We start from the raw sequence: 12,310 nt of genomic DNA, 5'->3' as shown, positions 1-12,310 counted from the left end.
GTCTCTGCATGAGCAAGGAACAACTCTATATTGTCACTTACGACATCGCCGACAAACGGCGTTGGCGGCGGGTGTTCAGGATCATGCAGGGATATGGAGAATGGCTGCAACTTTCGGTCTTCCAGTGTCGACTGACAAGGAGACGCCGTGCCGAACTCGAGACAGAGCTTCGTGAGGCGGTGAAGGACGGCCACGATCACGTTCTTTTGCTCGATGTCGGCCCTGCCGCAAAGGTCAATCCGGCGATCGAAAGCATCGGCAAGCAGTTTTCGCAGGTACAACGTCAGGCAACGGTGATCTGATAACGCCAACCGAGGGGACAAGGTGAGACATCGGGGTTTCCGTGACCTGCTGCCGCGTCGATTCGAGAGGTCCGGTGCCGATATGAACCTCACCAGCGCTCGATTCCTGCAAGTGGCTGTTATCATTCGGATGTTTGAAATTGTAAACGCATGGGCCGGGATTTCGGGGCTGACCGCCTTGCAAGGCAAGGCAGCGCTCGAATTCACGCGGGATTTGTGTTTCTCTGCAATGGATTATAGGATGGCGGCTTCCGGGGCACACGTGCCCCGGCCTCATTGAAGCCTTGAGCAATCCTATCTCGACGAGCGGCGCAACGAGTAGCTTCCGGGGCACACGTGCCCCGGCCTCATTGAAGCGGAGAATTGGTCCGCCGCCTCGAACGGACTGTCCGGCGCTTCCGGGGCACACGTGCCCCAGCCTCATTGAAGCACCTTCAAGAGTTCAAGGACACCCAAGCCGAAATCTGCTTCCGGGGCACACGTGCCCCGGCCTCATTGAAGCCCATCGGGTGGTCGGACTTCCACAAGCCGGTGCCGAGCTTCCGGGGCACACGTGCCCCGGCCTCATTGAAGCTTCCGCCGTCTTCGTTTGTGCGCCTCAGTGAAGGGAGCGCTTCCGGGGCACACGTGCCCCGGCCTCATTGAAGCGTGGCTACGCCGCCGAGTGGCGGCTCCGCAAGGTCCGGGGCTTCCGGGGCACACGTGCCCCGGCCTCATTGAAGCATCATCCTGCTGGCATCGACGAGGTACCAGGCGGTCTTGCTTCCGGGGCACACGTGCCCCGGCCTCATTGAAGCGAAGGTGTGCGACGGGCAGGGCTTGTTACTGCTGAAGACGCTTCCGGGGCACACGTGCCCCGGCCTCATTGAAGCGCAGTCAGCGAGGTCGTTCGACGCCTGCCGGCCCGGCCCATCATGCGCCTGGCGCTCGGCCAGGGCGGCGCGCTCACGAGTCCACGTCCTTCGGCCAGCGGAAGAGGAACGGGAGCGCCGCGCTGATCGCAACAAAACGGATGAGCTGGTGGCCCGCGACAAACGCCGGGTCCAGGCCGAGCGAGAAGGCAAGCACCGGCATGGCATCAAAGCCGCCTGGCGCATAGGCAAGCCAGAGTTGGACGAAGGGCACGCCGGTGAACACCGAAACGGGCCAGGCCATCAGACCCATCAGGACGATGCCCAGCAGGATGCCGCCGACACCGGCCTTCAGGCTGTGCCACATGTAGGGCAGCGTCGTCCCGGCAAAGCGGGCACCGACGACCGAACCGCTGACGATCAGCGACGGATACAGAAGCTCGCCCGGCATGAGGCCGTCGACCACACCGGTCATTGAGAGCCCGCCGACGAACAACATCGGCGCGATGAAGGTCGGTGCCGGGAAGCGCAACGTCTTCACAAGCGGCACGATGGCACATGACAGCGCGATCAGCAGGATCGCCGGACCCCAGTCGAGCGCCGGTCTCGCGCCCGCAAGCGCAACATGCCTGAGTTCGTCGTTGAGCGCGCCGACCGCAGGAATCAGCGTGAGAAGCGTGGCCAGACGCAGGGTGTGGAGGATGGCAACACGCCGTGCGTCGACATTGAGCTGCAGGGCAAGCACGACGACATGGCCGAGCGCGCCCGGAATGGCGCACATGCGCGCCGTGCGGCGGTCGATCCCGTGCAGCCGCTCCAGGTAGAGCGGAACCAGCGTCATCAACAGCACCAGGCCGATCAGCAAGCCGACAAGGGAGACCGGCCACTCGGGCAGGGCGTCGAGGGTCCGGCGATCCACGGTCGTACCCAGGATCGCGCCGAGGATGACAAACGCAGCCTCGCGCAGGGGCATCGGCAGGGCGACCGGCACCCTGGCCAGCGCCGCCAGCGCGACGGCTATCATCGAACCGGCCAGGAAGGCAGCGGGAACGCCGACCGAATCGAAGACGATGCCGCCCGCCGTTCCGATGGCAAGCGTGATCGTCGCCCAGAGCAGCTGACGCCGCGTCGGCCATGGCAAGCGCGGTATCACGCACGCCTCCACAGCCGCGCAGGCGGCACCACGGCGAGCGCAAGGCGAAGGGTCAGGAAGGTGACGGGATCAGCCAGGGCGGTGCCGCGGTCAGGTGTGCTGCGCCTCCGGTGCCAGCTCTTCGACATTCGGATGAACGTTCGGATGGACAGGCTCGTCCTTCGGCACGAAGAGAAACTGCCTGACGATGTCGCGGTAGCCCTTCCACAGAAACCCGCCGTTGGCTTCGAGCCAGGCGTCCCGGTTCTCGCGGTAGATACGCGGCAGTTCGTACCACGCGGTACCCGGCAGTTCGTGGTGCACCGCGTGCAGGTTGTTGTTGAGGAAGAGCAGGGCCATGGGCGCTTCGGCCTCGTTGATACAGATGCGGTGATCGACCGAGACCGCCGGACGATGCTCGGCATAGGACCGCATCATGATCAGCGAAACCCCGAGATACATGCAGGGCAGGTAGAGCCAGAGCGGAAAGCCCACCACGCCGACGAGCCAGGTCAGAACCAGGGCACAGCCGATGGCATGCAGGACCCAGCTGTTGAGATCGGTGGTGTCACCCTGCGCCAAGCGACGGACAGCGTCGCCGCAGAGCGCGCCGGTCGCAAGGGCCGGACCGATCGATAAGCGGCCAAGGACCGTGTTGTTGAACCGAAGCACGGCCTTGCGGAACGCACCCATCCGCTCCCACTGCCGGGGCGTGACGTAGCAGCTCTCGGGATCGTCGATCGGACATGTCAGATGGAAGTCCATGTGGTGCGCAAGATGTGTGTCACGATAGAGCCCGTACGGAAACCACATGCCGAGCGGCGGGAAGACCAGGAGCTCGTTCAGCCAGGTGATGCGCGTGGGGTGACCGTGGAGCACCTCGTGCTGCAGATGGCCGTGCCAGCACAGCAGAATTGCCGCGACAGGAATGATGAGCCATGCCGGCAAGGCGGCGTGCCACCATGTCAGCGCAAGCCAGCTGGCGTAGATCACAAGGATCACGCCCCAGGTGGGCAGTTCCCAGCGACGCCACAGCGCCGGGGTGTCTGCTCGCAAGGTGTCGGTTCGGATTGTCATGCGCCCCAACGAAGCCTCCCCGTTCGTCACATGTCATTTTCGTCGGGTGTCATTGGAGCGACACCAAAGCCCTCGCGACAATGTGACTCTGCAAACATTTTGCATCGCTTTGTCACCAAAGACATCGTATGTTCATTTTTATCAACAATTGTGGTAAACCATGCGTCCCTACGACAGACGCGACGCCACCCGTGTGTTCCGCGAACGCCTGATGGCAGTCATCAAGCGGCAGGGCGGCAGCCAGGCCGCCTTCGCCCGGCAGATCGGCGTCGATCGCTCGACGCTGTCGCAGCTTCTCAGCACCCGGGAGGACCGGCTGCCCCGCGCCGACACGGTCGCGGCCATCGCGCAGACCTGCCAGGTCAGCGCCGACTGGCTGCTCGGCCTGAGCCAGCAGGAGCAGGCAGACGACGCGATCATCGGCACGCCGCTGGAGATCGCGACCGACGCGTGGGACCCGGCCAACCGGAAGCTGCGCGCGTGGCATGCCGAGGCGGCCGGCTACAAGGTGCGCTATGTGCCGACCACCCTGCCCGATCTGCTGAAGACCCGGCAGGTCAACGCGTTCGAGTACAACGCCAGCAAGGGCATGAGCCCGGAGCTCGCCGTGCGCACGGCCCAGGACCACCTTGCCTACTCACGCCGGCCCGAGACCGATATGGAGATCTGCAGTTCGCTCCATGCCCTGGAGGGGTTTGCGGCCGGCGAGGGCATCTGGCGCGACCTGCCGACGGAGGCGCGGCATCAACAGCTCGAAACCATCGCAACCCTGGCCGACGAACTCTATCCGACGGTGCGCTGGTTTCTTTTCGACGCTCTGGAGCGTTACGCACCGCCGATGACGATCTTCGGGCCCAAACGTGCGGTGCTATACACGGGCGAGGTCTATTTCGTCTTCAACAGCACCGACCATATTCGGCTACTCACGCAACACTTCGATTCCCTGATACGGTCGGCCGTCGTCCAGCCGCCGGAGATCCCGGGACTGGCGCGACATCTCCTGGCAACGATGGACGAATAAGGCTTCCACCATGACCGGCAATGCCCACCACGAGGACAACCACGGGGCCAACAACACTGGCGGCTGCCTGTGCGGTGCCGTGCGTTACACCGTGACAGGCGCTATGCGCGAGGTGGTCGCCTGTCATTGCGGCCAGTGCCAACGGATGCACGGCAACTTCGCGGCTTACAGCGCCTGCGACACGGACCGGCTCGGATTCGACACGGACGAGGGGCTGACCTGGTTTCGCGCTTCGGACACGGCGCAACGCGGCTTCTGCCGGCATTGCGGATCGAGCCTGTTCTGGAAGCCGGATTTTGCCGATTACGTCGCAGTCTCGGCAGGCACTCTCGATCAGCCGACCAACCTCAGGCTGGCGAAACACATCTTCACCGCCGACAAGCCGGACTGGTACGAGATCTGCGACGGCCTGACCCGGCATGAAGGCAGTTCGTTCGGGCGAGACGCATGACCATCGCCAGCCTGCCCATGTACGATCTGGAACCGCTGCGCGAGGCAACCGATGCGTGGTGGCGGGCGATCGCCACGGCGCTTCGCTGTCACGGCTTCCGCGATGTGCCCGACACACTCGACCGCGGCGACTTCGGGGACCGGTTCGATCACTGGTCGTCGCCCGATCTGTTGCTCTCCCAGACCTGCGGCTATCCGCTGACCCACGACTTCGCAGACAAGGTCCGGCTGGTGGCGATCCCCTTCTACAGCGCGCCGCACACCGTGAGTCACCAGTACTGCAGCGTTGTCATGGTCCGTGACGATGACCCCGCGACGTCGATCGGGGACCTGCGCGGCAAACGCGCCGCGGTGAACGGCTTCGACTCCCAATCCGGTTTCAACGCGCTGCGCGCCACGGTCGCGCCCCATGCCCGCGGCGGCCGCTTCTTCAGCAAGGTGATCGAAACGGGACATCACCACGCCTCGCTGCGCAAGGTGGCGGAGGGCGAGGCCGACGTCTGCGCCATCGACTGCGTGTCCCACGCACTGTGGTGCGACACGATGCCCGAACGGGTTGCAGGCACGCGTCTGCTCACCACCACCCCGCTCGCGCCGAACCTGCCCTATGTCACCCATATCGGGCGGCGCGACGAGGAGGTCGAGGCGATGCAACTGGCTCTGGTCGAGGCGTCCGGGAACACCGATGTCGCCGAGGCCCGAAAGGCCGTGCGGCTGGCCGGATTCAACTTTCTGCCGGCCTCGGTCTACCACACGATCGAGGCAATGGAGCAACAGGCAGCCGCTCTGGGATACCCGGATCTGGCCTGACGACCACGACATCTTGGGCTGGGGACAAGCACGAACCTCAACATCTGTGTAATTTAAGGATAAACCAGAAAATGCTTGAATCTCAACAAGATATAGGGTTTCCTTGATTGCATAAATCAAAGGATAACCCTCATGGTCCTTGACACGCCACACTGGGCGGGCACCCCGCCCCAGGCGGGCCGTTACGCGGTCATTTACGCCGATCCGCCGTGGCACTTCGCCACATGGAGCGGGAAGGGCGAGGGTCGCAGCGCCACGGCGCATTACGGCTGCATGTCACAACGTGACCTGGCAGCGCTCCCCGTTGCGTCATGGGCGGCCCCGGATGCGGCGCTGCTCATGTGGACGACCGACACGCACCTTCCCCGGGCGCTGGACCTGATTGAGGCATGGGGCTTCACCTACAAGACGGTTGGCTTCACCTGGGCGAAGCTGAACCGGTCGGCGACCGGCAGGGGCAGCTACACCGACCGGGATTTCTTCACCGGGATGGGATACTGGACGCGGGCGAACCCGGAACAATGCCTGCTGGCAACCCGTGGCAAGCCGCAGCGCCAGGGCCGTGACGTGCGCCAGCTTGTGGTCGCACCCCGGCGCGAGCACAGCCGCAAGCCGGATGAGGTTTATGACCGCATCGAACGGCTGATCGACGGCCCCTATCTTGAGATGTTCGCCCGCCAGACCCGGCCCGGATGGGACGCATGGGGCGATGAGGCCGGCATGTTCGACGGTGGCCGCGCTGAGACCCGCCGATGGCCGTCCAATCTCAAGCGCCACCCCGACAGCATCGCCGCCCGATGATCCGGGACCTGGAGAGGATCGCGGGGCTGCCAGCGCGGGCCTGTCGGGATCCCGGCTCTCCGCTCCACGGCGGCCGGGATGACAATCGAGGCAGTCAGTTCAGCAGCACATCCTCGTAAGGGAAGGTCGAGAGCCGTGCCGCACCCTTGTCGGTGATCAGGACCTGCTCTTCGAGTTTCACGCCTTCGTTGCCGTCCTCGGCACCGATGTAGCTTTCGACGCAGAGCGTCATGCCGGTCTCCAGCATGCCGGTCGACGACATATCGGCATTGTCGGTGAAGGCGATCGACGGGTACTCGTCGACCAGGCCGACGCCGTGGGCGGTGATGCCATAGCGGCGGGCGTGGAACTCGTTGGGGATGCGCCAGGACTTTTGGGCCGCCTCGACGAAGGTCATGCCGGGCTGCAGCATGTCGATGTTGTGCTGCACCTGCTCGTAGGCATAGGTGTAGAGCCGCTTCTGTTCGTCGGTCGGGCGCCCGGGCCCGCAGAAGTACGTGCGTGAGATATCGGCGCAGTAGCCCAGCGGTCCGACGAGATCGGTGTCGAAGGCGACCAGCTCGCCGGCCCGGATGATCCGGCTGGACGCCTCGCGGAACCACGGGTTCGTGCGCCCGCCCGATGCCAGAAGCCGGGTCTCGATCCATTCGCCGCCGAGCGCGATGTTGACCCGGTGGAGATGCGACCAGAGCTCGATCTCGGTGATGCCGGGCCGGAGCTCCTCATGCATCTTCGTCATGCCGGCCTCGCAGGCCGAGATCGCGATGCACATGGCGGCGACCTCGTCGTCGGACTTGATGACGCGCGCCAGCTCGGTGACGCGCGTGCCGCTGTGGAGTTCGTAACCCATCGCCTGCAGGGCGTTGGCACCCTCGAAATCGAGACGGTCGGCGGCAATGCGCTTGCCCGCGTTGTCGCCGCGCATGACCTCGTCGATGTCCCTTGCCCAGAGCGCGACCCGCTCATCGATACGTTCGGAGGCGGTCATGTAAATGTAGCCGATCGCCGGCCGGACCTCGCGGATGGTTTCCAGATGGCCATGGAGGTGCATCGACTTCGCATAGTCGAACAGCACCGGCACGCCTTCGACCGGGACCCAGCAGTAGCGGATCGGGTTGTGGGTGAACCAGACCTGCATGTTGGACGAGCCGGTCGCGTAGCGGATGTTGAGCGGGTCGTAGAGGATGATGCCGCCGATATCGAGGCGCCCGAGCTGCTCCTGAATGCGGCCCAGCCGGTAGGCACGCATGCGCTTCATGTCGATCTGCGGTTCAGCGTCGTGCTGCGCAAGACCCGGTGTGTTGCGGGCCAGTGTGTTGCTGTCTGGAGCGATGCTTTCGAGGTCTTGCCGGGACACGGCGGCTCTCAGTTCAGGAGCTCGTGTTCGTAAGGATAGGTCGACAGGCGCTGGGGACCGTCCCCGGTGACCAGGACCTGCTCCTCCAGCTTGACGCCCTCGTTGCCGTCCTCGGCCCCGATGTAGCTCTCGACACAGACGGTCATGCCGGCTTCCAGCATGCCGGGCATTGAGGTATCGGCCTTGTCGGAGAAGGTCAGATATGGCCATTCGTCGGCAAGGCCCACGCCGTGGGTCATCGCCCCGTAGCGCCGGGCGACGAACTCGTTGGGCACCCGCCAGGAGGTCTCGGCGACCTCGCGGAAGGTGCGCCCCGCGCGCATCTCGTCGATGTTCGTCTGGATCTGCTCGTAAGCGTAGTTGTAAAGGCGCTTCTGCTCGTCGGTCGGGCGGCCAGGCTTGCAGAACCAGGTGCGGCTGATGTCGGAACAGTAACCGAAGGGACCGATCATATCGGTGTCGAAGGCCACCAGTTCGCCCGCCCGGATGATCCGGTCGCTGCATTCGCGAAACCACGGGTTGGTGCGCCCGCCCGAGGACAGCAGTCGGGTTTCGATCCACTCACCACCCATGGCGATGTTGACCTGATGGAGGTTCGACCAGAGCTGATTCTCGGTGATGCCGGCCCTGAGCTCCTCCTGCATCTTCGCCATGCCGGCCTCGCAGACGGAGATCGAAATCAGCATCGCCCGGATCTCGTCATCGGACTTGATCGAACGGGCCCGCTCCATGACTTCCTGGCCGTTGTGGATCGTGAAACCCCGGGCCTCCAGCGCCTTCGCGCCTGAGGGGTCGAGGTGGTCTGCGGCCACGCGCGTCTCGCCGCCGGCGGTCTCGCGGATCACATCGGCCAGTTCATCGGCCCACACGGTGACCTTACTTTCATAGTCGTCGCCTGCACCGAAATAGGTCCATGTCCGCGCCGGCCGGATCTCGGCGATGGTCTCCAGATGCTCCGCCAGATGGACGGTGAGCGGATCGTCGAACAGCACCGTCTTGCCCGTGGCGGGTACCCAGCAGTAGCGGTGCTGGTTATGCAGGATCCAGACCTGCATGTTCGACGAGCCGTTGGCGTAGCGCACATTGATCGGGTCGTAGAGCAAGACGCCGCCGAGGTTCCTCTCCTGCAGCATCTGCTGCACGCGGCCGAGTCGGTAGCCACGCATCCGCACGATATCGATCTGCGGCTCGGCATCGTGCTGCGCAATGCCGCGCGTATCGCGCGCCATGCGGATGCTTTCGAGGGGAATGTCGTTCATGGAGGAGACCTGCCGATTTGAGACCGACGCCATGAGACGGTCTGGCGCACAAGCTGTCAATGCGAATTGTCCTTGCAGGCATCGGAAATCGGAGTAACATTCAGACACACTCAACGGGAGCAACGCCATGGCGCGACAACGCCGGACGCGGAAGGACCTGGGCACCGAGCGCAGGGCGCTCAACACCCTGCCGTGGCGCAAGGTCGAGAACCCCTTCCCGCCGATCGAACCGTTGCGCGCCGATCAGATCGAGGCGATCCACCGCACGTCGCTGCGCGTGCTCGACGAACTCGGCATGAAGGTGCTCTGCGGGGAGACGCGGAGCCTGCTGCGCGATGCCGGTGCGCGGGTCGACGAGGCAGGCGAGATGGTCTTCATGGAGCCCGGGCTCGTGGAGGAACGGATCACGACGACACCCGAACATTTTACACAGCACGCACGCAATCCTGCAAAATCGATCGAGGTCGGCGGCAACGTCATCAACTTCGGACCGGTCGGCGGGCCTGCCTTCACCAGCGATCTCGACCGCGGTCGACGCGCCGGCACTTTCAACGAACTCTGTGATTTCATTCGCCTGATCCAGATGTTCGACATTCTCCAGATCAGCGGTGCGGGATCGTTCGCGCCGCTCGATCTTCATCAGGACTCGCGCCACCTCGATCAGGGGCTCGCGGCCTACACGCTGACCGACAAGGTGGTGGGATCGGGCCTTCTGGGTGCCGGCAGGGCACGCGACGGCCTGGAACTCGCCAAGATTGCCCATGGCATGAACGACAGCGACCTGGAGCGGAAGGTCGTGACAGCGGGCGGCATCAACACGAACTCGCCGCGACAGCTCGACGCCAACATGGCCCAGGGGCTTCTGACGCTGACCCGTGCCAACCAGCCCGTGGTCGTCACACCCTTCACCTTGTCCGGCGCGATGGCGCCCGCCACCGTGGCGGGCGCGCTGGCTCAGCAGAACGCCGAGGCGCTGTTCGGCCTGGCGCTGATCCAGATCGTCCGGCCCGGCGCGCCTGCGGTCTACGGCGGCTTCACCAGCAATGTTGACATGAAGACCGGCGCACCGGCCTTCGGGACGCCGGAATACACACTGGCGACCCAGGCGACCGGTCAGCTCTGCCGCCGCTACGGGGTGCCCTATCGTTCATCGAACACAAACGCATCGAATGCGCCCGATGCCCAAGCCGCCTATGAGAGCATGATGTCGCTCTGGGCCGCAGTCATGGGCCACGCCAACATCATCTTTCACGCCGCGGGCTGGCTCGAAGGCGGCCTTGTCGGCAACTTCGAAAAGCTGATCATCGACGTCGAGATGCTGCAAATGATGGCGGTCTATCTGGAAGGCATTCGGGTCGACGACGACAGCCTCGCCTTCGACGCCATCGCCGAGGTCCAGCCGGGCGGGCACTATTTCGGCGCCCGACATACGCTGGCGCGCTACGAGGACGCCTTCTACGCACCGCTGGTGTCGGACTGGAACAACTTCGAGAACTGGTCGGAGGCTGGCGCCAAGGACACCGCCACACGCGCCAACGACGTCTGGAAGCGCATGTTGAAGAACTACGAGAAACCGCCGCTCGACCCCGCCAGGGAGGAGGCGATGCGGGACTACGTTGCCCAGCGCAAGGAAGCGATCCACGGCAAGGCGGCCTAGATCAGCTGCGGCGGCTCAGAACAAGGGGGTGCCTCAGAACAAGGGGTGTTGTGGTGTGGCGAGCGCCGTCCTGAGGAGTGACAGACCGAGCAGCAGGATCACAACGCCGCCGGCAAGGGCGATCCAGTCGGTCCAGTTCGGCCCATGGCTGTGAGAGTGGCTGTGCCCGAGCCGTTCGGCCAGTTGTGCCGCATGATCGCGAAACACCAGCGTCACCAACGCAAGAATGCCGAGCGAGAGTGCCGTGCCCGCCGACATGGCGATCGCGGCCCCGATGCCGGCCCAGCGCAGATCGATAGCACAGGCGAGCAGGAGCACAAGGATGGCGCCGCTGCAGGGGCGCAGGCCGATGGTGAAGGCCACAGCCACCAGCTTGCGCCACCCCCAGCCCGCTTCGACCGAACCGTGATGGTGGCGATGCCCCTTCCCTCTCATGCGCCGCAGGGCTGAGATGCAGAGGACCACGCCGATCAGCATGACAAGGCCATAGCTGACCGTTTCGAGATCGGTTGCCAGGCCGCGTGCCTGCCGCAAGGGGATTTCAAGGATCAGCACCGCCACCTGAACGGCGACGATGGCCGTCAGTCCCTGGAACATGGCCGACATCGACGACAATCCGAGCCCCCGCGCCAGATCGCTGCGCTGGGTCATCAGATAGGTCGCCAGCACCGCCTTGCCATGCCCGGGCCCGACCGCATGGAACACGCCGTAGAGGAAACTCACAGCGATCAGCGTCCACGCCGCGGCGCGGCCCTGCTCACGGATCGCATGGATGGCTGCGGTCAGGGCATCGAAGAATGCCCTTTGCCGAGCCTGAATCCAGACAACGGCATCGCCCCACAGCCCCGTGACGGCAATCAGCCAGACAACAAGGCAGCCCGCCAGGGTCCCGGCGAGTGCGACAATCCCCCAGACCCGCGCGGGCGGGTTCAGCAATCCACTGCGATCCATTCGGCGAACAATTCACCCAAGTTGTCGGGAGCGGTGGCATTGATGTCGAGGGCGGCGACCAACCCGACCGCCTCGGGCGTCGGCTCCGGCGCGATCAGGTCCGTGTCGCATCCGGACGGCGCACCACCGGCGAGCGAGATCGGTTCGCCCTCGACATGCAACATCTCGGCGAAGTAGGTCGGATCGAAGATGGCATAACGAATGGCGTCGTCACGAGGATCGATCGGCTGCTCAAGCGGAACCGTGAAACGCATCCAGATCCGTTCGCCCGCGATCCCCGTCACCGCACCCTCCGCAATGCCGAGCGCCAGAGAATGAGAGCCGATGCGCACATCGTTGAAGTAGCGGAAGGGCTCCAGGGTCATCATGTTCTCGTCGGCCACGTCCTGAAGACCGGCCTGCGTGACACCCCCTTCGGCCTTCAGCTCCTCGACGATGAAAAGCGAGTAGTAGATATCGAAGGTCCATGTCTGCTCGATGCCGGTGATCTCTCCCGCATCGTTGAACACAGGCGCACTCACGAGATCGATCCAGGCATGGGGATGCGCTTCAGCGCGCCCGATGGCGATCAGCAGAAGCCCGGCAATGAAACCTGCATATGCACGTTGGATCATGGCATCCTCATACCAGATTGGAGGGCAT

At 64.4% G+C, this 12,310-nt stretch carries 12 protein-coding genes and 1 CRISPR repeat array; of the genes, 6 read left to right on the top strand and 6 right to left on the bottom strand.

Annotated features, from left to right (window positions below):
* Positions 1-8: 8 nt before the first annotated feature.
* On the top strand, positions 9-302 hold the full coding sequence (gene cas2, locus GDA49_05060; GenBank protein MBC6439776.1) for a CRISPR-associated endonuclease Cas2: 294 nt from the start codon (positions 9-11) through the stop codon (positions 300-302).
* Positions 303-549: 247 nt separating this feature from the next.
* A CRISPR array of direct repeats spans positions 550-1,174; the repeat unit is 36 nt; unit sequence GCTTCCGGGGCACACGTGCCCCGGCCTCATTGAAGC.
* Between the two features lie 73 nt (positions 1,175-1,247).
* Here cas2 and GDA49_05055 read toward each other — a convergent pair.
* Both GDA49_05055 and GDA49_05050 read right to left on the bottom strand, forming a co-directional pair.
* Positions 1,248-2,306 (bottom strand): AbrB family transcriptional regulator, encoded by a 1,059-nt coding sequence (locus GDA49_05055; GenBank protein MBC6439775.1) that lies wholly within the window; start codon positions 2,304-2,306, stop codon positions 1,248-1,250.
* Positions 2,307-2,396: 90 nt separating this feature from the next.
* Positions 2,397-3,362 carry a fatty acid desaturase gene (locus GDA49_05050; protein MBC6439774.1) on the bottom strand — a complete coding sequence of 322 codons (966 nt, stop codon included), beginning with the start codon at positions 3,360-3,362 and terminating at the stop codon, positions 2,397-2,399.
* Between the two features lie 160 nt (positions 3,363-3,522).
* On the opposite strand from GDA49_05050, the gene GDA49_05045 reads away from it, so the two are divergent.
* The 4 genes from GDA49_05045 (at position 3,523) to GDA49_05030 (ending at position 6,444) form a co-directional block, all read left to right on the top strand.
* Positions 3,523-4,383 (top strand): helix-turn-helix transcriptional regulator, encoded by an 861-nt coding sequence (locus GDA49_05045; protein ID MBC6439773.1) that lies wholly within the window; start codon positions 3,523-3,525, stop codon positions 4,381-4,383.
* Positions 4,384-4,393: 10 nt separating this feature from the next.
* A complete protein-coding gene (locus GDA49_05040) occupies positions 4,394-4,834 on the top strand; it encodes a GFA family protein (GenBank protein ID MBC6439772.1) in 441 nt (146 codons plus the stop codon).
* Entirely contained in the window at positions 4,831-5,643 is an 813-nt protein-coding gene (locus tag GDA49_05035; protein MBC6439771.1) for a PhnD/SsuA/transferrin family substrate-binding protein, read from the top strand. Before GDA49_05040 ends, GDA49_05035 begins: the two co-directional genes overlap by 4 nt.
* 132 nt (positions 5,644-5,775) lie before the next feature.
* Positions 5,776-6,444, top strand: coding sequence for a DNA methyltransferase (locus tag GDA49_05030; GenBank protein MBC6439770.1), 669 nt, complete (start codon positions 5,776-5,778; stop codon positions 6,442-6,444).
* 94 nt (positions 6,445-6,538) lie between these two features.
* Here the strand turns inward: GDA49_05030 and GDA49_05025 are convergent, their stop codons facing one another.
* Together GDA49_05025 and GDA49_05020 are read right to left on the bottom strand one after the other, a co-directional pair.
* The gene (locus GDA49_05025) at positions 6,539-7,693 is read right to left on the bottom strand and encodes an aminopeptidase P family protein (GenBank protein MBC6439769.1); all 1,155 of its coding nucleotides are present in this window, start codon (positions 7,691-7,693) and stop codon (positions 6,539-6,541) included.
* Between the two features lie 116 nt (positions 7,694-7,809).
* Positions 7,810-8,967 carry an aminopeptidase P family protein gene (locus GDA49_05020; GenBank protein MBC6439768.1) on the bottom strand — a complete coding sequence of 386 codons (1,158 nt, stop codon included), beginning with the start codon at positions 8,965-8,967 and terminating at the stop codon, positions 7,810-7,812.
* Between the two features lie 220 nt (positions 8,968-9,187).
* Here GDA49_05020 and GDA49_05015 point away from each other — a divergent pair, with 220 nt between their 5' ends.
* Positions 9,188-10,717 (top strand): trimethylamine methyltransferase family protein, encoded by a 1,530-nt coding sequence (locus GDA49_05015; protein ID MBC6439767.1) that lies wholly within the window; start codon positions 9,188-9,190, stop codon positions 10,715-10,717.
* 33 nt (positions 10,718-10,750) lie between these two features.
* Here the strand turns inward: GDA49_05015 and GDA49_05010 are convergent, their stop codons facing one another.
* Together GDA49_05010 and GDA49_05005 are read right to left on the bottom strand one after the other, a co-directional pair.
* Positions 10,751-11,668, bottom strand: coding sequence for a sodium:proton antiporter (locus tag GDA49_05010; protein MBC6439766.1), 918 nt, complete (start codon positions 11,666-11,668; stop codon positions 10,751-10,753).
* Entirely contained in the window at positions 11,647-12,282 is a 636-nt protein-coding gene (locus GDA49_05005; protein MBC6439765.1) for a DUF1007 family protein, read from the bottom strand. Before GDA49_05005 ends, GDA49_05010 begins: the two co-directional genes overlap by 22 nt.
* Between the last annotated feature and the right edge of the window lie 28 nt (positions 12,283-12,310).

The sequence above is a fragment of the Rhodospirillales bacterium genome (assembly GCA_014323865.1).
In the GTDB taxonomy this organism is placed as follows: domain Bacteria; phylum Pseudomonadota; class Alphaproteobacteria; order SP197; family SP197; genus SP197.
This window is presented reverse-complemented; position numbering and strand designations above follow the sequence as displayed.